Origin of the sequence: Micromonospora sp. NPDC049102, from assembly GCF_043197485.1 — a bacterium.
In the GTDB taxonomy this organism is placed as follows: domain Bacteria; phylum Actinomycetota; class Actinomycetes; order Mycobacteriales; family Micromonosporaceae; genus Micromonospora.
The window spans coordinates 64,182-88,328 of the sequence record NZ_JBICTE010000018.1 but is presented as its reverse complement, the minus strand read 5'-3'; the positions used below and the strand labels follow the sequence as shown (position 1 = coordinate 88,328).

Annotated in this window: 22 protein-coding genes; 6 read left to right on the top strand and 16 right to left on the bottom strand. The window is 69.9% G+C overall.

Annotated elements, in window-relative coordinates; translation table 11 throughout:
- Window positions 1–270 precede the first annotated feature (270 nt).
- Together ACGFH9_RS18715 and ACGFH9_RS18710 are read right to left on the bottom strand one after the other, a co-directional pair.
- Window positions 271–1,344, bottom strand: a complete 1,074-nt coding sequence (locus ACGFH9_RS18715; protein ID WP_393220692.1) for a glycerophosphodiester phosphodiesterase family protein — start codon at window positions 1,342–1,344, stop codon at window positions 271–273.
- A gap of 242 nt (window positions 1,345–1,586) precedes the next feature.
- The gene (locus ACGFH9_RS18710) at window positions 1,587–1,976 is read right to left on the bottom strand and encodes a PQQ-dependent sugar dehydrogenase (RefSeq protein ID WP_393220689.1); all 390 of its coding nucleotides are present in this window, start codon (window positions 1,974–1,976) and stop codon (window positions 1,587–1,589) included.
- A gap of 33 nt (window positions 1,977–2,009) precedes the next feature.
- Between ACGFH9_RS18710 and ACGFH9_RS18705 the strand changes: the two genes are divergently transcribed.
- The 3 genes from ACGFH9_RS18705 (at window position 2,010) to ACGFH9_RS18695 (ending at window position 4,614) form a co-directional block, all read left to right on the top strand.
- Window positions 2,010–2,159, top strand: coding sequence for a hypothetical protein (locus ACGFH9_RS18705; RefSeq protein ID WP_393220686.1), 150 nt, complete (start codon window positions 2,010–2,012; stop codon window positions 2,157–2,159).
- 862 nt (window positions 2,160–3,021) lie between these two features.
- Entirely contained in the window at window positions 3,022–4,068 is a 1,047-nt protein-coding gene (locus ACGFH9_RS18700) for a polysaccharide deacetylase family protein (protein ID WP_393220684.1), read from the top strand.
- 174 nt (window positions 4,069–4,242) lie between these two features.
- Window positions 4,243–4,614: an ArsR/SmtB family transcription factor gene (locus tag ACGFH9_RS18695; protein WP_393220682.1), complete on the top strand. Its 372-nt coding sequence runs from the start codon at window positions 4,243–4,245 to the stop codon at window positions 4,612–4,614.
- Between the two features lie 37 nt (window positions 4,615–4,651).
- Here ACGFH9_RS18695 and ACGFH9_RS18690 read toward each other — a convergent pair whose 3' ends face one another.
- Both ACGFH9_RS18690 and ACGFH9_RS18685 read right to left on the bottom strand, forming a co-directional pair.
- The gene (locus ACGFH9_RS18690) at window positions 4,652–5,470 is read right to left on the bottom strand and encodes an SAM-dependent methyltransferase (RefSeq protein ID WP_393220678.1); all 819 of its coding nucleotides are present in this window, start codon (window positions 5,468–5,470) and stop codon (window positions 4,652–4,654) included.
- Between the two features lie 74 nt (window positions 5,471–5,544).
- On the bottom strand, window positions 5,545–6,537 hold the full coding sequence (locus tag ACGFH9_RS18685; RefSeq protein ID WP_393220676.1) for a PaaX family transcriptional regulator C-terminal domain-containing protein: 993 nt from the start codon (window positions 6,535–6,537) through the stop codon (window positions 5,545–5,547).
- A 278-nt stretch (window positions 6,538–6,815) separates the two neighbouring features.
- On the opposite strand from ACGFH9_RS18685, the gene ACGFH9_RS18680 reads away from it, so the two are divergent.
- Complete coding sequence (locus tag ACGFH9_RS18680) at window positions 6,816–8,141, top strand: PHB depolymerase family esterase (protein ID WP_393220673.1); 1,326 nt, start codon at window positions 6,816–6,818, stop codon at window positions 8,139–8,141.
- Between the two features lie 68 nt (window positions 8,142–8,209).
- On the opposite strand, the gene ACGFH9_RS18675 is transcribed toward ACGFH9_RS18680, so the two are convergent.
- From ACGFH9_RS18675 to ACGFH9_RS18660, 4 genes are all read right to left on the bottom strand, one after another.
- A complete protein-coding gene (locus ACGFH9_RS18675; protein ID WP_393220671.1) occupies window positions 8,210–8,824 on the bottom strand; it encodes a dihydrofolate reductase family protein in 615 nt (204 codons plus the stop codon).
- A gap of 183 nt (window positions 8,825–9,007) precedes the next feature.
- Window positions 9,008–11,284: a catalase/peroxidase HPI gene (gene katG / locus ACGFH9_RS18670; RefSeq protein ID WP_393220668.1), complete on the bottom strand. Its 2,277-nt coding sequence runs from the start codon at window positions 11,282–11,284 to the stop codon at window positions 9,008–9,010.
- The gene (locus tag ACGFH9_RS18665) at window positions 11,281–11,736 is read right to left on the bottom strand and encodes a Fur family transcriptional regulator (protein WP_355240227.1); all 456 of its coding nucleotides are present in this window, start codon (window positions 11,734–11,736) and stop codon (window positions 11,281–11,283) included. The genes katG and ACGFH9_RS18665 overlap by 4 nt, the downstream gene beginning before the upstream one ends.
- 312 nt (window positions 11,737–12,048) lie before the next feature.
- Window positions 12,049–12,180 (bottom strand): hypothetical protein, encoded by a 132-nt coding sequence (locus ACGFH9_RS18660; protein WP_393220665.1) that lies wholly within the window; start codon window positions 12,178–12,180, stop codon window positions 12,049–12,051.
- A gap of 41 nt (window positions 12,181–12,221) precedes the next feature.
- On the opposite strand from ACGFH9_RS18660, the gene ACGFH9_RS18655 reads away from it, so the two are divergent.
- Window positions 12,222–13,262 (top strand): glycoside hydrolase family 11 protein, encoded by a 1,041-nt coding sequence (locus ACGFH9_RS18655; RefSeq protein ID WP_393220662.1) that lies wholly within the window; start codon window positions 12,222–12,224, stop codon window positions 13,260–13,262.
- A 73-nt stretch (window positions 13,263–13,335) separates the two neighbouring features.
- On the opposite strand, the gene ACGFH9_RS18650 is transcribed toward ACGFH9_RS18655, so the two are convergent.
- The gene (locus tag ACGFH9_RS18650) at window positions 13,336–13,797 is read right to left on the bottom strand and encodes a multicopper oxidase domain-containing protein (protein WP_393220659.1); all 462 of its coding nucleotides are present in this window, start codon (window positions 13,795–13,797) and stop codon (window positions 13,336–13,338) included.
- Between ACGFH9_RS18650 and ACGFH9_RS18645 the strand changes: the two genes are divergently transcribed.
- Window positions 13,744–14,349, top strand: a complete 606-nt coding sequence (locus tag ACGFH9_RS18645; protein ID WP_393220750.1) for a response regulator — start codon at window positions 13,744–13,746, stop codon at window positions 14,347–14,349. The genes ACGFH9_RS18650 and ACGFH9_RS18645 overlap by 54 nt on opposite strands.
- Before the next feature lie 35 nt (window positions 14,350–14,384).
- On the opposite strand, the gene ACGFH9_RS18640 is transcribed toward ACGFH9_RS18645, so the two are convergent.
- From ACGFH9_RS18640 to ACGFH9_RS18610, 7 genes are all read right to left on the bottom strand, one after another.
- Entirely contained in the window at window positions 14,385–17,384 is a 3,000-nt protein-coding gene (locus tag ACGFH9_RS18640) for a glycoside hydrolase N-terminal domain-containing protein (protein WP_393220657.1), read from the bottom strand.
- Window positions 17,385–17,695: 311 nt separating this feature from the next.
- Entirely contained in the window at window positions 17,696–18,175 is a 480-nt protein-coding gene (locus ACGFH9_RS18635; protein WP_393220654.1) for a VOC family protein, read from the bottom strand.
- 40 nt (window positions 18,176–18,215) lie between these two features.
- The gene (locus ACGFH9_RS18630) at window positions 18,216–19,406 is read right to left on the bottom strand and encodes an MFS transporter (protein ID WP_393220650.1); all 1,191 of its coding nucleotides are present in this window, start codon (window positions 19,404–19,406) and stop codon (window positions 18,216–18,218) included.
- 98 nt (window positions 19,407–19,504) lie between these two features.
- Window positions 19,505–19,900 (bottom strand): MarR family winged helix-turn-helix transcriptional regulator, encoded by a 396-nt coding sequence (locus ACGFH9_RS18625; RefSeq protein ID WP_393220647.1) that lies wholly within the window; start codon window positions 19,898–19,900, stop codon window positions 19,505–19,507.
- Window positions 19,901–20,648: 748 nt separating this feature from the next.
- Window positions 20,649–21,407: a GNAT family N-acetyltransferase gene (locus ACGFH9_RS18620; RefSeq protein ID WP_393220645.1), complete on the bottom strand. Its 759-nt coding sequence runs from the start codon at window positions 21,405–21,407 to the stop codon at window positions 20,649–20,651.
- Window positions 21,408–21,490: 83 nt separating this feature from the next.
- A complete protein-coding gene (locus ACGFH9_RS18615; RefSeq protein ID WP_393220642.1) occupies window positions 21,491–22,180 on the bottom strand; it encodes a TMEM175 family protein in 690 nt (229 codons plus the stop codon).
- A 150-nt stretch (window positions 22,181–22,330) separates the two neighbouring features.
- On the bottom strand, window positions 22,331–23,899 hold the full coding sequence (locus tag ACGFH9_RS18610; RefSeq protein ID WP_393220639.1) for a polysaccharide lyase family 1 protein: 1,569 nt from the start codon (window positions 23,897–23,899) through the stop codon (window positions 22,331–22,333).
- Window positions 23,900–24,147: the final 248 nt, after the last annotated feature.

The window sequence follows — 24,147 nt, the reverse complement described above, 5'->3', positions numbered from 1 at the left end:
CGGGCTCATGCCCTCCCCGACGACTCCCGTACGTGGCTGCGGGCGTGGTGGAGCACGAGCGCCGTCACCAGCTCCGGCCGGTGCGCCTCCAGCTCTCCAGCGCGGGCGTCTCATCCCCTGGCACCTCTCCCAGTTGCCGGAGCCTTCGGCCTTGCGCCACCGCCGGGTCTCGCTCTGCCTGTCGAGGCGGCGGACGGTGGCCTTCGATGCCCCGATCCCGGTGGGCGCGCCTGGGCTGCCCACCGGGTCGGTCCCGGTCGAGGGTGCGGATCAGTGGCGGGGCTGGTAGCTCTTCGGCAGGCGCATGCCGCGCTCGGCCATGATCGCCCGTACCCGGTTGGGGTAGTTGGTGATGATCCCGTCGACACCCATGTCCATCAGCGCCGACACGGTGGCGGGGTCGTCGCAGGTCCAGGGGATGACCTTCAGGCCCCGGGCGTCCGCCTCGGAGATCATGGTCGCGTCGGGGTAGAAGCGGAAGTTCGGGTCGCCGATGGTCCCGTTCTGCGGGAACCCGTAGTTGGGCGACAGGGCGGTGACGCCGGGGATGGCGGCGGCCGCCCTGACGAAGTCACCGTCGTAGTCGTCGACGTCGATCCCACCGAGCCAGGGAGATGCTCCGGGCTTGCCGACCTGGAGGAAGTCGTAGTTCGTCAACGCCACCAGCGGCCACGTCGGCGCGAGCCGGTGCATCTGGCTCAGCGCACCCCAGTCGAAGGACTGGATGCTGACCTGCTTCTCGATGCCGGAGGCACGGATCTCCTCGAAGACCCGCCGTACGAACAGCTCCCGGGGTGCGGTCTGCTCGGGCGCTCCCGCCTCGACCTTCGTCTCGATGTTGAGGGTGATCTGCTTGGCCTTGTAACTCTTGACGAGGCCGAGGACGTCCTTCAACTCGACCATGCGGAAGCCCTTGACCTGCTCCTGCTCGGGAAAGCCAGGGAGCTGCTGGTAGCCGCAGTCCATGGTCTTGACCTGGGCGAGGGTGAGGTCCTTGAGGTACTTGCCGACGTACGGGTACATCGGGTCGCCGACGGTGACCGGCGCGGTGTCCGCGCACTTCTGCGCGCTGACCTGGCGGTCGTGGTTGACGACGACCTTCCGGTCCTTGGTGATCTGGGTGTCCAGCTCCAGCGTGGTGACGCCGAGGCGCATGGCCTTGGCGAAGCCCTCCAGCGACTCCTCGGTGGTCATGCCGATGCCACCGCGGTGCGCTTGGAGGTCGAAGTGGGTCTTCCGGGGATGCAGCGCGCTGGCGCTGTCGACGGTCGACGCGTGCGCGGCTACCGGAGCGGCGAGCGCGGGCAGAACGGCGAGGCCCGCCAGAACGTGACGCAGGGACATGGTGCAAAACCTCAGCTCTTCAGGTGCAGATGCCCTGGTGAGGCTAGGTGGGCAACGGTCGACCCCGATGACCTCGCCACGAGCGCAGCGTGAACGCTCGCCGAACCTCAGAGGCGCCGGGGGCCGCCGGGGTTCGCCGACGGCCCCCGCGTGCTGCGGTGGCCGTCGGCGTACGCCCTGGCTAACCGCCGAGGGTGACGTGCAGGATCTTCTCGTTGCTGTTGTTCGGGATGCTGTCCTTGTCACCGGTGACCGTAGCTCCACACGTAGTTGCCGAACGGGTTGTCCCCCGGCACGCTGCCATCCGCGTTGAGCCGCAGGATCTTGCCTTCGAGGCTGGCGCGGTCCTGGGCGTAGGAGCCGTTCTGCCCGTCGCCCGTGCTGGCGTACAGCTTGCCGTCCGGGCCGAACCGCAACCGACCACCGTTGTGGTACTTGTTGCGCCGGATTCCGCTGAGCAGGACCTGTTCGCTGGACGTGGTGAGCCGGTCGTTCTCCATCTTGATCCGCACGATCCGGTTGTCGCTCGGCGAGGTGTGCATGATGTAGAGCCACCGGTCGCTGGCGAAGCTCGACGAGATCGCGAGGCCCATGAGGCCACCCTCACCGTCGGTGCTCTGCACGTTCGGCACGGTGCCGACGGTGGTCTTCGCTCCCGTGGCGGGGTGATCGTCACGGTGGAACTGGCCTGCGACACGTTGCCGGCGGCGTCCCGCGCGTTCACGTACAGCCCCCAGGTCGCGCCGGGCACCACGGTGAGGTTGGCGGACAGGGTGCTGCCGCTCACCGAGGTCATGAGCTGGCCGTCGTGGTAGATGTCGTAGAAGGCCACCGCCACGTTGTCCGTCGAGGCGTTCCAGGCTTACGTCACCGAGTTGCAGCTCAGGCTGCGGCACGGCGTGGCGTGGGGCAGGCGGGCTGCGGCGGTGTGGCGCGGCGGCCCAGCAACCGCCGCGCCACCGGCGCCTGTCGGCGCCGAAGCCGGACCGCCCGGTCCGCCGCTCCGGGCGGCCCGGCAGCGCAGCCTCCACCTGGCCGGGCGGGCCTCCCGGCGGCGGAGCACTGCGCGCACCGACGTCGTGCGACGCGATGGCGTCGACCGGCCACCCCGCCAACGGCGACCGGTACACCGGGTTCGCCGCGGGCGACCCGGATCGACGTCCATCGAGGTCCGTCGGTGGCGAAAGTATTGGTACGACACGGACGCAGTGTCAACGTTTATCGGAAACTTTGCGAAAGGTCAGACGGGCCAATCATCCCGCCGACTGTTCATCATCACTGGCCGGGGCACTGGCCAGGCGATTGAACCGGCTGTCGACGTCGAGCCTGCTCGCCAGCCCGTCGGATTGACGCCGATAGTTCCGATGAATTTCCGGATCACGCTCCCCGCAGTTCAGCACCTGGTGGGCAAACCACCCCCAGGGCAGCCTCCACCACGAGTGGATCGCCACTGCTCCGCGCGGGGACACCGGGCACACGTACACCCGTCCGGGCTATCGGAGGACTTCCGGAACTCATTGACGTCCTCGAATTCCCGCTGTAATACTCCGATCCACCGCGATCAATGCGACTCGGCGTCCGTCAGGTTGCTGTCGATCTCCCCACCCACCACCCACACGTCCGGACCGTGCTGTCCTTCCACACCGGGACGGGCCCGGGCCGGTAGAAGGGGCACAGATGAGCACTGTCTCCGCTGGAACGCTCGTACGGTCCAGGCCACTACGGGCGGCGCTGTCCATTCTCGTAACCGCCGCCGCAGCGTGCGGGATCGTCGTCGTGGCCACCGCCACTCCGTCGAACGCCGCCACCTGCAACGGCTACGTCGGCCTCACCTTCGACGACGGCCCGACCGGCAGCACCAGCGCTCTGCTGAACGTGCTGCGCGCCAACGGCGTACGGGCCACCATGTTCAACATCGGGCAGAACGTGCAGAACAACAGTTCTGCCGCGCAGGCACAGGTGTCCGCAGGTATGTGGGTCGGTAACCACAGCTGGAACCACGCCCACATGACGTCGATGAGTCAGTCCCAGATGCAGTCCGACCTCTCCCAGACGAGCTCGGCCATCCAGTCGGCGACCGGCACCCGTCCCCAGTTGTTCCGACCTCCGTACGGGGAGACCAACTCCACTCTCCAGTCCGTCGCCTCCTCGCTCGGGATGCGGCAGGTGATCTGGGACGTCGACTCCCAGGACTGGAACGGCGCCAGCGTCAGCCAGATCGTGTCGAACGCCAGTCGCCTCCAGGCCGGCCAGGTCATCCTCATGCACGACGGCATCCAGAACACCCGGGACGCCATCGGCCAGATCATGGCCAACCTGAACAGCCGAAACCTCTGCCCCGGCATGATCTCGCCGTCCACCGGCCGGGCGGTCGCGCCCGACGGTGCGACCCCACCGCCCAGCGGTACGACCCCGCCACCCAGTGCGACGACTCCGCCGCCCAGCGGAGGCTCCTGCACCGCCACCGCGACGACCCCCAACGTCTGGGGCGACCGGTACAACACCTCGGTGACGGTCAGCGGAAGCAGCACCTGGACGGTCGTCGTGGCCCTCACCTCGCCGCAGCGGGTCTCCACCGTCTGGAACGGCAACGCCACCTGGGACAGCAGTGGCACGGCGATGACCGTGCGGTCCAACGGCAGCGGCAACACCTTCGGTTTCACCACGATGTTCAACGGCAACAGCAGCGCCCGGCCGCAGATCCGCTCCTGCACCGCCGGCTGACACGCAGAATCGTCCCGCGTGGCGCGCACGGCGGCGCCGCGCGGGAAGCGCTCTGCGGTGACCGCGCCGGGGAGCGCGTCGCTGTGGCCGGCACGCGCTGGTGTCGTGAGGAGCACATCATCGGTCCGGCGATTTGTCCGGTTCGGCCACTCGAATCCACAGGTAGGTGGAACGATGACTGTCGTGGGAACTGCCAATACCGCCATGCCTGCCATCTCGCCTCTTGCCGGCGAGCCGATCAAGCGCGCCGACGCCGAACGCCTCGCTGGAGTGCTGAAGGCGTTCGCCGATCCGGCCCGACTGCGACTGCTCAGTCTGATCCAGGCCGCCCCGGAGGGCGAGGCCTCGGTCACCGACCTCACCGCGCCACTCAACCTCTCTCAGCCGACCGTGAGCCATCACCTGCGGATCCTCACCGAGGCCGGTCTGATCGAGCGTGAGAAGCGCGGTGTCTGGGCGTACTACCGCATCGTGCCGTCGGCGATCGCGGCGATAGCCGACCTGCTGACCCCGCCGCGCAAACGGCCGACGAAGAAGACCCGCTGAGCGATCGCCCCGCCGACGTCGGCGACGGCCGTCGTTGTCAGAGGACCCGGGCGACCGCGCCGTTGAACGACACGTCCCGCACGGACGGGCGCGGCTGTGGCGCGTCGTCGGCGTGCCAGTGTGCCACGGAGACGATGCCCGGCTCGACGAGGTCCAGGCCCTTGAGGAGTGCCGCGAACTGCTCGGTGCTCCGGGCCTGGAAGCGGCCGTCTCGGTTGTTGGCATCCAGCTCGGCGGTGACAGCGGGCGGCAGATGTTCCCAGGTCACGTGCGAGGCGACCACGTAGCTGCCGGACGGCAGCGCGGCGACGAGTCGGTCGAGGATGCCCTTGGGGTCCTCGTCGTCGCGGATGAAGTGCAGGATGGCCACCAGCATCAGCGCGACGGGCTGGGTCAGGTTTAGCGTCGCCCGCAGTTCCGGATGGGCGAGGATCTCGGCCGGCTCCCGCAGATCGGCGTCGAGATACGCCGTCCGACCCTCGGTGGTCGAGGACAGCAGGGCGCGGGCGTGGGCGAGCACGATCGGGTCGTTGTCGACGTAGACGACACGGGCTGACGGGTCGACGGCCTGCGCGACCTCGTGGGTGTTGTCGGCGGTCGGGATGCCGGTCCCGATGTCCAGGAACTGTCGGACACCACGCCGCGCCAGGAAACGCACCGCGCGTTGCAGGAACATCCGGTTCTCGACCGCGGCGAGCCGGATGGTGGGCATCGCCGCCGCGAGGGCGTCACCGGACGCCCGGTCCGCGGCGAAGTTGTCCTTGCCGCCCAGCAGGTAGTTGTATCTGCGCGCCGGGTGCGCGACCGACGTGTCGATCCGGTCGGTGGCCGAAGGGTTCCCGCCGTGTGACGTCATCCGACCTCCCCGTCGCCGCGCGTCCTCCACAAGGTACACATCCGGGTGGCGAGGCGCGTACCGGCCGACGCCGGTCAGGAGGCGCAGCCCCGGGCCGCCTCGGCCGCCTCCGCGCCGCGTACGCCGGCCAGGATGTCGGCGGCGGTGTGCGCCCGGATGCCGGATTGCGCGTCCTCGGCGAACCGGGCGACGACCGCCCGGACGTGCCGCTCGGCGGGTGCGGCGAGGCCGTCGTAGACGGTCTCGAAGAGCTCCCGCGCCGGCCGTCTCGACCATCCGGCCGGCAGGAGGTCCAGGGGCAGTCGGGGGTCGAGGGTGGGAAAGCGGCGGAAGGTGTCCATGACCTCGGTACGCGTCCGCACCGCCGCCGCGCCGTCGACGCCACCGGAACGCACCTGCGGCACCAGGGGCGTCCATCGTCGTAGGAACTCCTCGTAGTGCCGGCTGATCGCCTCGACGTCCCAGGCGTCGATCGGTGCGCGCTGGGCGATGGCGTCGAGGTCTGCCTGTCGCCCGCGGAACACCGTCACGGCGCCCGGGGCGAACCGGGCGAGCTGGGCCCTGCCCTGCGCACCCAGCTCGTACGGCGAGATCCACAGTCCGTCGTACAGGGGCGCGTACCCGAGCCAGCGGAGCTGACCGCGCAGGGCCCGCCGCTGCGCGCCGCGATCCTGCGGCAGCGAGAAGGCGACGATGGTCCAGCAGCCGTCCCACGCGGTCACCTCCGTGGTGGCGGCCAGGATCCAACTCCCGCCGCTGGACAGGTTCGCGGCGGCGGCACGGCTCAGCCGGTAGGAGCTCCGCCGTCCCTCGCGGCTGCCCTCCAGCACGGCGCGACGGGCCAGCCGGCTGATCGCCGCGCGCGCCCCGGCCGTACTCACACCGGATTCGGCCAGCAGCGCGACGAGGGCCGCGGACGGAACCCGCGCACGGGTCCGCAACGTGTAGTCGGCCAGCAGGGTCACCGCGAGGTCCTGCGGGGAGCTGCCGGACTGCCGCCGAGGCAGTCGCGGGGGGTCGTCCCCGTGGTCGGGATAGATCTCCTCGATGGTGAAGGGGTCTGCCACAGGCGCTCCCGGCTCGATTCAGGGACGGGTGCACCGACTCTAGACGGGCCGTCCGGGCAGCGGTGTCGACGTCATCGCGCTTTGATCGAGATACATCGATTGACACTTTGGCGACCGCGAGGAACACTATCTGCTACGCGACGCCGTACGCAGCCGGGCACAGGGCGAGCACACGTAGTGGGCGAGGCGCGATCACCACGGGGAGTCGGGCGCACCCGTGACCGCACAGCGCGCGCGACCACACCCACCCCGCACAGGCGATCGAAGGAGTCATCCCCGTGAAGATTCGAAGGAAACTGCTGCTCGGCCTGGTCACGTCACTGGTGGCCGCCGGCCTGGTGGCCCCCGCGCTCCAACCCGCGTACGCCGCCTCACTCACCGAGGTGACCACCTTCGGCGACAACCCGGGCCGGATGCGCATGCACGTCTACGTGCCGGACGCCCGCCCGGCCAAGCCGGCGATCGTGGTGGCCATGCACGGCTGTGGTGGGTCCGGCCCCGGCTTCTACTCCGGCAGCGAGTTCGCCGCCCAGGCAGACCGGTACGGGTTCATCGTGATCTACCCGAGCGCGACCCAGCAGGCCGGCTTCGGCAACTGCTTCGACACCTGGTCGGACGCCGCCAAGCGCCGCAACGGCGGCAGCGATCCCGTGTCGATCATCTCGATGATCCGCTACGCGCAGCAGCAGTACGGTGGCGACCCCGACCGGGTGTACGCCACCGGCAGCTCGTCCGGTGGCATGATGACCAACCACATGCTCGCCCTGTACCCCGACGTGTTCAAGGCCGGCGCGGCGTTCATGGGAGTCCCCTACAACTGCTTCGCCAACGCGGCGGACTATCCGCCCGGAAGCAGCCAGTGCACCGGCGGGAACATGAACCGGACCCCGCAGCAGTGGGGTGACGCCGTGCGCGGGGCCTACCCCGGCTATTCCGGTCCCCGTCCCCGGGTGCAGTTGTGGCACGGCACCAGCGACACCCTCGTACCGTACTCGCTGCTTCAGGAGACGATCGAGCAGTGGACCAACGTGTTCGGGCTCAGCCAGACACCGACCTCCACCGACACGCCGCAGGCCAACTGGAACCGCCGCCGGTACGCCGACGCCAACGGAACCGTCCAGGTCGAGGCGTACAGCATCCAGGGCGCGGGCCACAGCCTGCCGTCCGGCGGCATGGCCGCTGTCGCGGTCGCCTTCTTCGGCCTGACCACCCCGCCGAACCCGACCACGCCGCCGCCGAACCCGACGACCCCGCCGCCCAACCCGACCACACCGCCGCCGAGTTCCGGAGCGTGCCGGGTGGGCGTCGCCATCAACGCCTGGAACAGCGGCCTCACCGAGAACATCACCATCACCAACACCGGCACCAGCGCGGTCAACGGCTGGTCGCTCGTCTTCACCCTTCCCGGCGGACAGAGCATCACCTCGGGCTGGAACGCGACCTACTCCCCCACGTCCGGCCAGGTGACGGCCCGCAACGCGTCCTACAACGCCAGCATCCCGCCCAACGGCTCGGTGACCGTCGGCTTCCAGGCCACGCACACCGGCAACACCGCCCAGCCGAGTTCGTTCACCCTCAACGGCGCGACCTGCACGGTCGCCTGACCGACAGCGAGCCGTTCCGACCAGATCGTGCCGGCCCCGTCGCCCGCGGGCGGCGGGGCCGGCACGACTCAGTTGCCGGCGGGCACCCGGTCGACGACCTCGTCGTAGCCGACCGCGCCGGGTGCCTCGGTCGGCGCGTAGATCACGCGGAGCACGCCCGTCGGGAAGGCCTCGGTCGAGACGACCCGCAGGTGGTACGGCGAATCGCCGTCGTCGAAGAGCCGGCGGCCCTTGCGCGCCGCCACCGGGTGCACCAGCAGACGCAGCTCGTCGACCAGGCCGGCGGCGAGGAGCTGCTGCACGACCGCGATCGACCCGGGGATGAGGATGCCCTTGATCCCGGAGTCGGCCTTGAGCGCGGCGACGGCCTCGGGGAGATCGCCGGCGATCAGCTCGGAGTTGCGCCAGGAGAAGTCCAGCGGCTGGCGGGAGACGACGACCTTGCGGACGTCACCGAGCTGCTTGGCGAACCCGGCGTCCTCGCCACCCGCGGCCTCCCGGTCGGGCCAGGCGCCGGCGAAGCTGTCGTAGGTGACCCGACCGATGAGCAGCACGTCGGACGTGTCGTAGTCCTCGGTGACGGCGCGGCCCATGTTCTCGTCGAAGTACGGGAAGTGCCAGTCGGGGTCGATCTCGGCGACGCCGTCGGCCGAGATGAACAGCGTGGAGATGACCTTCGCCATCGCGGTGCTCCTTTGCGTGAGGTGCTGTCGGGCTCATCGACGGGCACAGCATCGCAAACTCCTCCGACGGTTTCCGCCCTCTGCAGCCGCGCGCCGCCGACCGATCGGTCCCGAGAGACCTGCGGCGCGCGACGCGAACGAGCCCCGGCCGATCGCGGCCGGGGCTCGTCAGGTGACGCAGGATCAGGCGATGTCGAACCGGTCGAGCTCCATGACCTTGGTCCACGCGGCGACGAAGTCCCGCACGAACTTCTCGCGCGCGTCCTGGCTGGCGTAGACCTCGGCGAGGGCGCGCAGCTGGGAGTTGGAGCCGAAGATGAGGTCGACCGCCGTGGCGGTCCACTTCACCTCGTCGGTGGCCAGGTCCCGGATCTCGTACACGTGCTCGTCGGACTCCGACGCCTTCCACCGGGTGCCCGGGGAGAGCAGATTGGCGAAGAAGTCCCCGGTGAGCACGCCGGGCCGGTCGGTGAGGACGCCGTGCGACGCACTGCCGACGTTGTTCCCGAGCGCGCGCAGGCCGCCGACGAGGACGGTCATCTCCGGTGCGCTCAGGTTCAGCATGTAGGCGCGGTCGATGAGCAGCACCTCCGGCTGGGTCTTCTCGCCGGCGCGCAGGTAGTTGCGGAAGCCGTCCGCGCGCGGCTCGAGGACCCGGAAGGAGTCGACGTCGGTCTGCTCCTGGGTGGCATCGGTGCGGCCCGGCCGGAACGGCACGGTCACCTCGACACCTCCGTCGCGCGCCGCCTTCTCGACGGCGGCCGAGCCGGCCAGCACGATCAGGTCGGCGAGCGAGACCTTCGCCCCGCCGGCGGCGTTGAACTCCTGCTGAATGCCCTCCAGCGTGCTCAGGACGGTCGCCAGCTGCTCCGGCTGGTTGACCTCCCAGCTGCGCTGCGGCTCCAGGCGGATGCGCGCGCCGTTGGCGCCGCCGCGCTTGTCGGTGTGGCGGAAACTCGCGGCGGAGGCCCAGGCGGTGGAGACCAGCTGCTCGACCGTGAGGCCCGAGTCGAGGACCTTCGCCTTGAGGGCGGCGATGTCGGCGTCGCCCACCAGCTCGTGGTCGACGGCCGGTACCGGGTCCTGCCACAGCTGCGGCTCGGCGACCCACGGTCCGAGAAAGCGCTCGATCGGACCCATGTCGCGGTGCAGCAGCTTGTACCAGGCCTTGGCGAAGGCCAGCGCGAACTGGTCCGGGTTCTCCAGGAAGCGGCGCGAGATCTTCTCGTACGCCGGGTCGACGCGCAGCGACAGGTCGGTCGTGAGCATCGTCGGCTTGTACTTCTTCGACGGGTCGAACGGGTCCGGGATGATCTCCTCGGCGTCCTTGGCGACCCACTGCTTCGCGCCACCGGGGCTGGTGGTCAGCTCCCACTCGTACCCGAACAGGATCTCGAAGAAGCGGTTGCTCCACTGCGTCGGCACGTCGGTCCACGTCACCTCGAGGCCACTGGTGATCGCGTCGGCGCCCTTGCCGGTGCCGTGGGTGCTCAGCCAGCCCAGGCCCTGCGCCTCGATCGGGGCACCCTCGGGCTCCGGGCCCACGTGGTTGTCGGCGACACCGGCACCGTGGGTCTTGCCGAAGGTGTGACCACCGGCGATGAGGGCGACGGTCTCCTCGTCGTTCATCGCCATCCGGCCGAAGGTCTCGCGGATGAAGTGCGCCGCCGCGGCCGGGTCCGCGTTGCCGCGGGGGCCCTCCGGGTTGACGTAGATGAGGCCCATCTCGGTCGAGCCGACGCCGGCCGCCATCTCCTTCTCGGAGGAGTACCGCTCGTCGCCCAGCCAGGTGTCCTCCGGGCCCCAGAAGATCTCCTCGGGCTCCCACACGTCCTCACGACCGAAGCCGAAGCCGAAGGTCTTGAACCCCATCGACTCCAGGGCCACGTTGCCGGCGAGCACCAGCAGGTCGGCCCAGGAGATCTGCTGGCCGTACTTCTGCTTGACCGGCCACAGCAGGCGACGGGCCTTGTCCAGGTTGGCGTTGTCCGGCCAGCTGTTGAGCGGGGCGAACCGCTGGCCGCCGTCGCCGGCGCCACCGCGGCCGTCCTCGATGCGGTAGGTGCCCGCGGCGTGCCAGCTCATCCGGATCATCAGACCGCCGTAGTGGCCGAAGTCGGCCGGCCACCAGTCCTGCGAGGTGGTGAGGACCTCGGTGATGTCCCGCTTGAGGGCCTCGACGTCGAGCTTGGCGAACTCCTTGGCGTAGCTGAAGTCCGGTCCGAGCGGGTTGCCCTTGGACGAGTGGGCGTGCAGGACCGAGAGGTCGAGCTGGTTGGGCCACCAGTCCCGGTTGGTGCGCGGACGACCACCGGTCTTCGGGGTCGGCGAGTCGATCGCCGGGTTCTCGCTCTCACTGCCCTGCGCGGTGACCGAGTCGTGCGCGACCGGGCAGCCGGCCGCGGCCTTCTGGTCCACGCCCTGCGCGCTGATGGGGCCGTTGTCCTGGGTGTCGCTCATGTACTTCCTTCCGAACTGGCGGATCGCTGGGAGGTGCGGTCGGCTGCGCAATCGGGGCAGATGCCCCAGTAGACGACCTCCGCCTCGTCGACCACGAAGCCGTGGTCGTTCGAGGCGGTGAGACAGGGTGCGTGGCCGACGGCACACTCGACGTCGGCGATGGCGCCGCAGGAGCGGCACACGACATGGTGGTGGTTGTCCCCCACCCGTGACTCGTAGCGGGCGGTCGCGCGGGCGGGCTGGATGCGCCGCACCAGACCCGCGTCGGTGAGCGCGCGCAGCACGTCGTAGACCGCTTGGTGGGAGATGGTGGGATGCTCCGCCCGGACCAGCGCGATCACCGTGTCGGTGTCGACGTGGGGGTGATCCCGCAGAACAGCGAGCACGGCAAGCCGGGGTCGCGTCACTCGCAACGAGACCCCTCTCAGCTGCGCTTCGAGGTCGGGCACCACGCGCTGCACACTAGCTCACTTTTTTGGAACGAATCAAGTTTCGGGCACCGGCGCGTCGGCGTGGCGCACCTTTCACCTCCGGTTCAGCCGGCGGCAGGTCCGGAAAGTCTCCGGAAGTTCCGAGCAACATTCATCAGATGTTGCCGCCGGGCCGGCCGGTCGGCAGCGGCCCGGCCGCCCCCTCTGATCGACTTCTGACCTCGACAGACGCTTTTCGTCGCGAGCATGGCGACGGGTTCACCGCTGCCGTCACCCTTCCGGAAAATATTGACAAGTGGACGACTGGCTCAATACCGTCCACATCGACGGCATTCAATTGCCGCCGCCGCTCGCACCGCTACTGCCGCCTCCGGTCGTCGTGCGGGACATCCGGTCCACCACCACCACGCGGTACGACGCCGTGGCCGTCACGAACACCCGACAGCCGAACGGGTCGTACCGCACCGCTGGCCTCGTGCCAGCCGTGACGAGGAGGAAACACCTCAATGATCGACACCGAGCACACCCCCACCGCAGCGCCGAGGCGCGGCCGCTTGCGGCTGCTCCTCGGCGCCGCCTGTGCGGTCGTCCTGGCCGTCACCGGCACGGTCACGGCCACCAGCGCGTACGCCGAGGCCGACCGGACGCTCACCTCGAGCCTGACCGGCACGCACAACGGCTACTACTTCTCGTTCTGGAAGGACGGCGGCAACGCCAGCATGACGCTGCGCGAAAACGGCCGGTACTCCAGCAGTTGGGACCGGAGCACCAACAACTGGGTCGGCGGCAAGGGCTGGGCCACCGGCTCGCGGCGGACGGTCAGCTACTCGGCCAACTACAACCCGGGGAACAACAACACGTACCTCGCCCTGTACGGATGGACGCGCAACCCGCTCATCGAGTACTACGTGGTGGAGAACTTCGGCAGCTACAACCCGAGCAACGGCGCCACCCGGTTGGGCACGGTCACCACCGACGGCGGCACCTACGACATCCTGCGCAGCCTGCGGACCAACGCCCCGTCGATCGACGGCAACCAGACGTTCTACCAGTACTGGAGCGTCCGTCAGAACAAGCGCTCGAGTGGCACCATCACCACCGCCAACCACTTCGACGCCTGGGCCCGCGCCGGCCTGAACCTCGGCACAAACCACGCCTACCAGATCATGGCCACCGAGGGCTACCAGAGCGCCGGCAGCTCCGACGTGACAGTGCAGGAGGGTGGCGGCGGCAACCCGACCTCCGGGCCGACCTCCGGACCCACCACCGACAACCCGGGCGGCGGCAACTGCACCGCGACGCTCTCCGCCGGCCAGCAGTGGGGTGACCGGTTCAACCTGAACGTCGCGGTCAGCGGCACCAGCAACTGGATCGTCAGCCTCGGCCTCAACGGCGGTCAGAGCATCCAGAACAGCTGGAACGCGTCCGTCAGCGGCACCAGCGGGACCGTGACGGCCCGGCCGAACGGCAACGGCAACAACTTCGGCATCACGGTCATGGCCAACGGCAACTGGACCTGGCCGACGATCACCTGTCGCACCAGCTGACGCACTCTCCACCACACCGCACGGTCCGGCCCCCGCCGCCACGCGACGGGGGCCGGACCGTGCGCACCGGTGCTCACGAGTACACGAGGTGCAGCATCATCCCGGCGTCGGCGTGCCCCAGGTGGTGGCAGTGGTTGGCCCACATCCCCGGGTTGTCGGCTCGGAACGCCACCTCCCACACCTCGCCGGGCCGGACGTCGAACGAATCCAGCCAGAGCGGACTTCCGGCCGCCGGCCGACGATCACGGGACAGCACGAGGACGTGATGGCCGTGCAGGTGCCACGGGTGCACGGTCTGCGACCGGTTGACGATCGTGAACCGGACGACGTCCCCTCGGCGGACGACCTGCGGCGGGATGTCCGGAGCGGCCGCGCCGTTGACGGTGTGGGCGTACCGCGGGAGCAGTCCGCGCAGGTCCAGGCCACGATCGAGGACCAGGGTGAACGTCCGGTCGAACCGGGACCAGGGCACCGCCGCCGGCTGGCCGTAGGTGAGCGGATCGAGTACGGGCCACCCGCCGGTCTCCGTCGACACCAGGCCGTACAACTCGCGCGACGTCTGCGCCCGGATGTCGTGCTGATGGACGTGCAGATGCCCGGACTCGACGGGATCGAGGCGACCCGACGCATCGCCGCCGACCCCGACCTCGCCGCGATCCGCATCCTCATCCTGACCAACTACGGGCTCGACTCCTACGTATTCGCCGCACTCCGCGCGGGGGCGAGCGGGTTCCTCCTCAAGGACGCCGACCCGGCCGACCTGTTGCAGGCCGTCGCCGTCGTGGCCCGTGGCGACGCGCTGCTCGCGCCGGCCGTGACCCGTACGCTGATCAGCGAGTTCGTGGCCGGGCCACCGCCCGCGGTGCCGGCCGCCGGTCGGGACGTGCTGACCGCCCGCGAGCAGGAGATCGTCGAGCTGGTCGCCCGAGGGCTGACGAACGACGAGATCGCCCTGCGGATGGTGATCAGTCCGTTGACCGCCAAGACGCACGTCAACCGGGCGATGACGAAACTGCACTGCCGGGACCGCGCCCAGTTGGTCGTGTGGGCGTACGAATCGGGACTGATCACGCCGCGCCGCCGGTGACCGTGCCGTCACCGGCGACGCGGCGCGAGCCGGTGTCAGGACCCGATCGCGATGGCGAAGACGTGCATCGTCGGCACGTTCGCCGCGGCCCGTGCGCTGATGTTGGGCAGCACGACCTGGGTCACCGCCTTGCTCTGCAGCGCGACGCCCACGTAGTAGACGCAGGCCGCCGTGGCCTGGCGACCGTTGTTGGGCCGGTTCTGGTACGCGGACACGACGGCGGCGGTCGCGCCGGACTGCGGACCGCCGTACCAGTCGGGCGTGCTGAGCGTGAACGTCTGGCGGGTGCCGTCCGCGTACACCACCGTGCCGGTCCCCGAGACCGCGCCGTAGGTGCCGGTGATCAGGAAGCCGAGGGTGCTGCCGGTGCCGCTGATGCCGATGGTCTGGCCCGAGGCGATGGCGTTGTCGGCCGTGCCGGGGCTGACGTTGGGCCAGCGGAAGTTCACACCGTTGCGGCTCACCGTGCTGCCCGGGCTGGCACCGGCCTGCGCCAGGGCCTGCGCCGAGAGGGAGGCCCCGTTGCCGTCGAAGTTGCCGACGTTGGTGTTGCTGTCGTTGGTGATACCCGCGTTGGTGAAGCTCTGCTCCAGCGTCGGCGTGGCGACACCCGTGCTGCTCACCCGGTAGGTGCGTCCCGCCTGCACGGTCACCTCGACCAGGTCGGACTCGATCCGGGTGACCCGGGGCGACGTCCCGTCGGCGGTGTCGACGACGCTGACGGTGCCGGTCAGGAACCGCGACCGCAGCCGGACGGCGCCGGCACGGTCCGGTCGCACGAGGACCTCGGTGGCCGCGCCGCTCGCCCAGGTGATGCTGACCGTGTGCCCACCACGACCCCGCAGGCCGGTCACCCGTCCGCTGGGCCAGGCCGGCGGCAGCGCGGGCAGGATGTGCAGCTCACCGATGTGGCTCTGGAGCAGCATCTCGGCGATGCCGGCGGTGGCGCCGAAGTTGCCGTCGATCTGGAAGGGCGGGTGCAGGTCGAACATGTTGGGGGCGAGCCGGGCGGTGGTGGCGAGGTAGCGGATCAGGTCGTGGGCCCGCTTGCCCTCCTCCATCCGCGCCCAGAAGTTGATTTTCCAGGCCAGCGACCAGCCGGTGCCGTCGTCGCCGCGCAGCGCCAGGGTCCGCCGGGCGGCCTCGAACAACTGTGGGGTGCCGCGCTTGGTGATCTGGTTGCTGGGAGCCAGCCCGTACAGGTGCGAGATGTGCCGGTGGTTGGGCTCGGTCTCCACCCAGTCGTAGAGCCACTCCATGATGTTGCCGCGCGAGCCGACCTTCATCGGTGGGAGGCGGTCCCGGGTGGCTCGTACCTGGGCCCGGAAGGTGCTGTCCACGTCGAGGATCTCGCTCGCGCGGGCGACGCCGTCGAAGAGGTCCCGCAGGATCTGGTTGTCCATCGTGGGTCCGGCGCACACGCTGGCGTTGGAGTGGTGGCTCAGCTCCGGTGAGTTCGACGGGTTGGTCACCAGGTGACCGAGGGTCGGCTCGGTCACCAGGGTGTTGAGGAAGAACTGCGCGGCGCCCTTCATGGCCGGGTAGTTCGTCCGCAGGAACTCGATGTCACCGTTGAACAGGTAGTGGTCCCAGATCAACGTGGACAGCCAGGCGCCACCGGTCTGCCACATGCCCCAGAACGCGCCGTCGACGACCGCGGTGGCCCGCCACGCGTCGGTGTTGTGGTGGGTGACCCAGCCACTGGCCGAGCCGTACTGCACCTGGGCGGTCCGCGCTCCGGCGACGGCGAGCTCCCTGACCATGTCGAAGACCGGGTTGTGGCACTCGGCGAGGTTGGTGGTGTTGGCCGGCCAGTAGTTCATCGGCAGGTTGGCGTTGATCGTGTACTTCGAGTCCCAGGACGGGGTCAGCGAGTCGTTCCAGATGCCCTGGAGGTTCGCCGGCTGGGTGCCCGGCCGCGACGACGAGATCAGCAGGTACCGGCCGAACTGGAACAGCAGCGCCGAGAACTGCGGGTCGTTGACGCTGTTGTGCTGGGCGATCCGGACATCCGTCGTCTGGTCGGCCGCGGAGGTGCGGCCCAGGTCCAGGGTGACCCGGCCGAACAGCGCCTGATAGTCGGCGACGTGCCGGGTGCGCAACTGGTCGTAGCTGTAGGCGCGCGCCGCGCTCAGGCGCTGCCGCGCGATGCCCGCGTAGTCGCCACCGACGTTGCGGTAGTTGACGTAGCTGGAGCCGATCGAGATCAACAGGACGACGCTGGTGGCGTTGGTGACCCGCAGGGTGCCGCCCGAGCTGGACACGCTGCCGCCGGTGACGGTGGCGTTGGCCAGGGCGAGGAAGCGGACCTGACCGGTGACGCCCTCCTGGCTGCCGGACACGCCGTCGAGGCCGATCGTCGTGCCGTCCGGACTGGACACCGTCGTGCGCTGCGGGCTGTCGAAGGTGGCGGTGAAATTGATCGAGGTGGCGCGGTCGGCGGTCAGCCGCATCGCGATGACCTGGTCCGGCGCGCTCGCGAAGACCTCACGCTGGTAGCGGATGCCGTTCAGGACGTACAACGTCGTGGCGGTCGCGGTGGTGAGGTCGAGCATGCGGTTGTGCTGGGACGCTCCGCTGGCCGAGCCGAAGGCGAGCCGGAGGTTGCCGACGGTCTGGTACGCCAACTGCCCGCCCGGGTTGCCCATCATGGTCTGGTTGATCAGATCCTGGGCCTGGGTCCACTGGTTCGCGTTGACCAGTCGCCGGATCTCCGGCAGAGCGGCGGCACCTCTGGTGTTGCTCGGGTCGTGCGGGCCGCCGGCCCAGACGGTGTCCTCGTTGAGCTGAAGTCGCTCGGTGTCGACGTTGCCGAACACCATGGCGCCGAGTCGACCGTTGCCGATCGGCAGGCCGCGCAGCCAGTCCGTGCCGGCGCCCTCGTCGTACCAGAGGGCGAGGTCGTTGGCCGCCAGCACCTGCGGCGGCGCGACGGAGTCGGCGTTGGCGGTCGCCGTCCACGGCAGCGGCAGCAGGGCGCCACCCGCGCCGGCCGCGCCGATCTTGAGGGCCTGCCGCCGGGTCAGGTCTGACATCGATCCTCCAAACGGTGACCGATGCGGCCACCCAAGCGCGACAACGACGACCCCCGATAGTGGATCCGCGCGGTGGCACCGACCGTGCAGCGCAGGTCGTAGGCAGACCCGTGGACGACCAAACGTCCGATGTGTTTCGGGAAGATTACTCCGGCGTCACGCAATAGGCAACGGTCGATAGCTGCGGGATCACCGCCGCCCGGCGGCCCGACCTCGATCGGCCGAGGCCCGGCCCGATCGGAAGCGTGCTGCGGATCGACAGACACGACGACGGCACGCGTCAGGCAATCGGCTCCGCATACATTCGATGATTACGGCAGCCGGGTCGTGATCTCCTGCATCAGCCACGTGTTGCCGTCCGGATCGCGGAACGTGGCGCGCGAGACGTAGCTACGGCGCTCCGGGTCGGGGCCGTCGGCCGGCCCGTCCGGCGTCACGTGGAAGACGGCACCCACGTCGACACCGGCGCTGACCAGCGTGTCGCGGGCCGCGTCGATGTCCGACACGACGAGGTACGCCGTCGACGAGCCCGGCGTCGCCGACCTGAGCTGCGCGCCGAACTGCACCGAGCACGCGGAGCCGTGCGGCGTGAACTGGACGATCCCGGGCGGTGTCTGGTCGAGTCGCCAGCCGAGGCCCTGGTAGAACCGTTTGGCGCGGTCGACGTCCGACACCGGGACGACGATCACCTCGACCTTGACGTCCAGGTTCGCGACGCTCGGGTCGCCCCGGCCAGCCGTCGGGCTCATCGCGATCTCCCGGTCGTTCGCACCACCACCGACGGTCACCACGCTACGTCCTGCGCCTCGCCGAGGTACGGCGTTCGGGGCATCAGCCGGGTGCCGCCCGCGTCGCCCGGCGCAGCCCGAACAGGGCGACGAGCGCGAGGAGGATGACGGCGACGGAGTACTCGTCGGCCGTCCGTGGGAGCCCTCCGCCGTACACCACGAGAAAGCCGGCGATAACGGTGGGGAGGCCGAACCCGACGTAACAGACGACGTAGAGCAGCGACAGCACGCTGGCGCGTTCGTGCGCCTCGACCAGCGGCATGATCGTCTTGAGGCTGCCCTGGAACCCGCCGCCGAAGCCGACGCCGCCGAGCGCGAGGCCGACGAAGAACCCGGGTACGGACTCGGCCATGACCGCGACCACCGTGACGACCATGCCCAGGATGAGGGCGATGATCCCGGTCAGGATCACCCGCCGCGCCGGGGTGTCCCGCAGCACCAGGACAGCGACCGACCCGAAGAGCGCGAAGACGAAGAGGACCAGACCGGCGACCACGATCGACGGTTCCATCAGACTGTGCACGAGCGCCGGGCCGAGCGCGCCGAAGAAGCCAGCCAACGCCCAGACCGCGAACAGCACCGGAGCGACGACCAGCACCGGCCCGCGTACGGGGCGCGGCAGCCTGATCTCCGGTCGTAGACTACGCCGCGCGCCCGCCATCCGCGTCACGGTCTCCGGCATCAGCGCGACCCCGACGGCCTGGATCAGTAGGACCGCGACGAGGACGACGTACACAAGCCGGGTCGGCGCGGGTAGGTAGCGGATGAGCAGCGCCGAGAGCAGGGCGCCGCTGCCGGTGCCGAGACCGGGGGCGATCGAGTTCGCGAGCGTGCCGCGGGCACGGTCGATGTCGAGCATGGCCGCGCCGACGGCTCCCGTGGCGGCGCCCGCCGCGAGTCCCTGCACGAGGCGGGCGACCACCAGCGCGGGAACACCGTTGGCGAGGATGAAGACCACCAGCGCGAGGATCTGCACGGCGATCGCGGCGGCCAGGACCGGTCGCCGGCCGACATGGTCGGAGAGCTTGCCGAAGGTGAGCAGGGATGCCAGCACCGCGAGCGCGTAGACCGCGAAGACGGCGGTGGTCGTGACCGGCGAGAAGTGCCAGCGCTCCTGGTAGATCCGGTAGAGCGGGGTCGGCGCCGCCGAGGCGGCCAGGAACGACACGAGGATCGACGCCAGCAGCACCAGGGAGGCGTTCGGCGCGAGTCGCGCCCGACCCGCGATCGACATGTCGGTACTCCTCGTGCTGCGCGGCGGGCGTCGGGCTCGACGGCCGCAGCGGCGTACCCGATGTGTCGCCCTCCATGCGCCGACGCGGCGCGTGCGGACTACGCGTCGTCGCGCGGCCCGAGGTGCTCGCGCAGCGCCGCCGCGATGTCGCCGGCCGCGCGGAGCTGGTCCGGAGTGAGGGCGTCGACGAACAGCTCCCGGATGGTGCGCAGATGCCCGAAGGTGGCCCGCTGGAACGCCTCGGCCCCGACCGGGGTGAGGAGCACCTGCGACCCGCGCGGGACGGTCGCGCACTCCTCGCGACGGATGAGCCCGCGTCGTTCCATCCGGCCCAGGTGGTGCGAGAGCCGGCTCCGCTCCCACCCGATGTGCGCGGCGAGGGCGGAGGAGCGCGTCCGCGTCTCCGTCGTCTCGACGAAGTTCCGCCAGATCCGCAGCTCCTCCATCGTCGGCAGCTGGCGGCCCCTCCGCCGCTCGGGTGTGGCGTCGACCATCGAAAGCTCCCGGTAATTGACGCGGCGGCGTAGTCGTCGCGGCCGAGCGCCTCGACCGCTGCGTCACGCGCGGCGGCGAGGTCGGCCGCGTCGTCCGGGTCCGGTACCTGGCCGAGGGCCGCGAACGCCGCGTCCGCCAGACCGACCATGAGCGCCGCCCGTGGGTGGTCGCCCTCGGCGGAGGCGAGCGCCGCGCCCGCCACGCAGACGTACGGCACGAAGTCGTCCCAGCCGTTCCGGAACACTCGGGTACGGCTGAGGGTGAACAGCCTCCTCGCCTCCGCGAGGTTGCCCAGGCCCAGCTCGCAGAAGGCCAGGTTGTGCGTTCCGGAGTTGACGATCTCCGGCCGACCCAGCGTCTCGTTCAGCGCAATGCTCTCGCGGTACAGGTCCCGCGCCCGGGTCAGGTCGCCCGCCATCCGCGCCACTGCGGCCAGCACGTGCCGGGGTCGCTCCTGCAACGCGCGGTCGCCGGAGCGCACCGCGACGTCGAGCGCCTCGCGCGCCCGCGCCTCCCCGAGCGGCAGGTCACCGCCACGGATCGCCACCCGGGCCATGCTGTAGCGGGCCTCCACCTCGCCCGCCGCGTCGCCGACGGCCCGGGCCCGCTCGATCTCCGCCGCACTCATCCGTACCACCGCGTCGGTCTCCCCACACCGGAAGGCCGAACGGACGTCCTCGCTGAAGCTCACGGTCGGTGCCCCCTGTCGTGTGTCGTGCACCGTCGCGCCTACCCTCGCGGCGCTGCCTACGCATGCAGGGCCGTCCAGTTCTCCTGGAAGCGGAAGCCCATCGACTCGTACAGAGGCCGGCCGAGCGCGCTCGACTGGAGGTACGCCGCGTCCGCGCCGGCGGCGACGCCGTCGCGCAGCACCTCCTCGGTGATCGCACGCCCCACGCCACGACCGCGTGCGCTCGGGACGACAGCGATGTTGAACACCCCGACGACACCCCGGGTGTGCATGCCGAGACCGGTGCCGAGGAACTGGCCGTCCTCTTCGTACAGGTAGCCGTCGATGCGCTCGGCGTCGAGGACCGCGCCGCCCATCAACGACCCGAACAGACCGTCCGGGGCCTCGAAGCCCCTGGTGAGGACGTCTGCGTACCGGTCACTGTCCGCCGCGCCGACCCGTCGTACGCGCTCGCGCTGCGCCTCGTCGGTCCGGTAGACCAGCTCGTCCGCCGTACAGGCGAGCAGGGGCAGAGCGCTGCGCGCGGAGAGCCCGTGGCGGGCGGCCAGCTCGACCACCGCGCTGTCGGCGTCGCCCCGGACCATGATCGCCCAGGCCTCGACCTGCCGGCCCACCTCGGCCGCCATCTCGTCGAGCGCCTCGAGATCCGGCGTCGGCGACAGGTCGTACGCCACGTTCAGCGTGGCCGCTCCCGCATGGGTGACCGCCGCACGGGCGGTGCCCCGCCGCGCGTGGTAGCCCTTCGGCGTCGCCGCACACAGATCCTCGAAGGCGACGTCGTACGCCGCCGCCATCCGATCTCCGATGACGTTCATGCCCTTCCCCCCTGACGATCTCCCCCAAGCGGGCAAAGATAGCCGCAGCCTCGCGACCTGCGTGAACGGAGGTACGGCGGGGGTCAGGATCGGCGGGAGCCACGCCCGGGCCACCAGCGCCCGGCGCGGAGTCCCTGACTGGTGGCGCCATGGAAAATGATCATTACGACAACGCCGATCAGACCGAGGAGCGGGTGCACCAGCCAGCCGAGCACACCGGTCAGACCGTAGAGAACCAGGCCGACGATCGGGCGAAGCTCCTGCACCCGTACCTGGTCCGGGGTGACGGTGTCGGCCCGCAGCGCCGGATGGCGACGCACGTAGGCGAAGAGCACCCACCAGGGCGCCGACATCAGCGACGCGGCGAACGCGTACAGGACGACGGCCACTCGCAAGTCGTCGGTGTTGCCGTCGGCCAACGCCGATGCCAGGACGGCGGTGGGGAACGGAATGATCACCACGCCGAAGAGGATGCCCAGGTTGATCGAGCTGAACGCGGGGGTGGTGCCCCGCACCAGTTGAAGCACCGCGTGATGATTCAGCCAGAGGACGCCGACGTAGATGAACGACACGACGAACGCCAGATATGACGGCCCCTCACCGAGAAGCCCTTCGGACAGCCCGCCCTCGTGGAAATCCGGCACCCGCAGATCCAGCACCAGCAGCGTGATGACGATGGCGAACACCCCGTCGCTGAAGGCCGCCAGGCGGCCCGCGTCGGTCACCGCGAGACTGCTGTCGTCTGCCTGGATCCCCCGTTCACCTGTGGACATTGCCGCATGCTAACAGTGAGCAGGTGGACACCGAGCGTTATTGAGGGCGGCGGGCCAGGACCCGCCGCCCCCGCTGCCATGGCCGATGCCCCGGAGCGATATTCCTCGGAGGATTATCCATACCTCTGAAGTATACCGCTCACCACCGCATCAGCTGGCGTACGTCTCGAACTCGCCGACCCGGGGCGTACCGCTGGAGCTGTTGATCTTGAAGGTTATCTTGCTCAGCGTCGTCGCGGCGAAGCTGATCGCGCCCGCGCCCGCCCCCGAGGCCAGGACGGCGCCGGTGTCGTGGTTGACGAGCTGCCAGGACCCGATGGAACCCTGGGTTCCGGCGGGCTCCCGGATGATCACGCGGGAGACCCGGGTGCCGGTTCCCCACTTGATCGAGATGGAGCCGGTCGATCCGGCCGGCGACCAGTACGTACTGATGTCGCCGTCGCGCACGTTCCCGTAGCTGGTTCCGCTGGCCTTGCTGGAGCCGTCGGCGCCGGCGCCCAGGCTGAGGTTCGTCCCGCCGGCCGGCGGGGGCGTGGTCGGGGGCGGCGTGGTGGGCGGTGCGGTGGTCGGGGGCGGCGTGGTGGGCGGGGCCGTGGTCGGCGGCGGTGTCTGCGCCGAGCAGCTTCCGTCGGACACCCGCAGACCCGTGTTGGCGCCCGCCGTCTGACCGACGACATTGGGGACGCAGCTCGCGCCGTCGAGGCGGTACGCGTACGGGATGCCGACGGTGGTGGTGGACGTCGGGTTGGGGCCGGCGGGGTAGTTCTCGCTGCCGGGGGTGGACCAGGTGATGTTGTCGAAGATGTTGCCGCCGACCTGCCAGTAACCGCGCTCGTCGGTGTAGAAGGTGCCCAGCACGTCCGTCGAGTCGCGGAAGTGGTTGTTCTCCACCCTGGCCCGGGCGCCGGCTCGGGAGTTGATGCCCGACTCGTTGAGGCTCACGTAGCTGTTGTTGTAGATGTGGGCGACGCCCCCGCGCAGCAACGGCGTGCGGGAGTCGATGTTCTGGTAGAGGTTGTGGTGGAACGTGACGAAGCCGTTCGACAGGTCGCTCTCACTGGACCCGATGAGGCCCCCACGACCGGAGTTGCGCAGAACGCTGTACGACAGCGTCACGTACTGGGTGTCGTCCTTCATGTCGAAGAGGCCGTCGTACCCCTCGGACTCCCCGCCGGACGCCTCCAGGGTCACGTGGTCGACCCACACGTTGCGGACCGTGCTCTCCATGCCGATGGCGTCCCCACCGTTGGAGGTCGGCGACCCCGACTTCTTGACGTTCCGGACCGTCACGTTCTGGATGATGATGTTGCGGGAATCGCGGATGTGGATGCCCAGCTGGTCGAAGACCGCTCCACTACCGACCCCGATGATGGTGACGTTGCTGACCTGCTTCAGCTCGATCACGCCGTCCGCCGTGTTGCAGCTCGCACCCGAGACCTTGGTGGTGTTGCCGTGGTTGATCGTCCCGGTGACCTCGATGGTGATCGGGGTGCTGCTGCTGGCACGCCCACAGAGCGCGGCGTGGATCGCGGTGCCGGTGCTGGCGCGTACCGTCTGCCCTCCCGCTCCCCCGGTGGTCCCGCCGTTCTGGGTGGCGTAGCCGGTGGCGGCACCCACCGCTGCCGCGGGCCGGGGACCCTGAAGGGCCACGCCGGCCGCGACCCCGACGGCCACCGTCACGAGCGCGGCCGGAAGTCGCCGTACGACTGTTCGTCTCATCTCGCCTCACCTTCGAAGAAATCGAGTGATGCGCCGATGTCGGACGGTCCGGGATGACCGCCGTCACGCAACCCGGAATAGGCAACAATCAATTACTAATCGATCGTCGGCAATATCCTCACCCTGACGCCTGAGGAAGAGCCGCTGGCCAAGCGGCACACGGCCGGCAACGCTCCAAGGCGTGCCGGGCCGATCCGGGGAAAACCATCGACGTGCAGCAATCGTAGGGAAAGCGTTTTCCCTGAAGC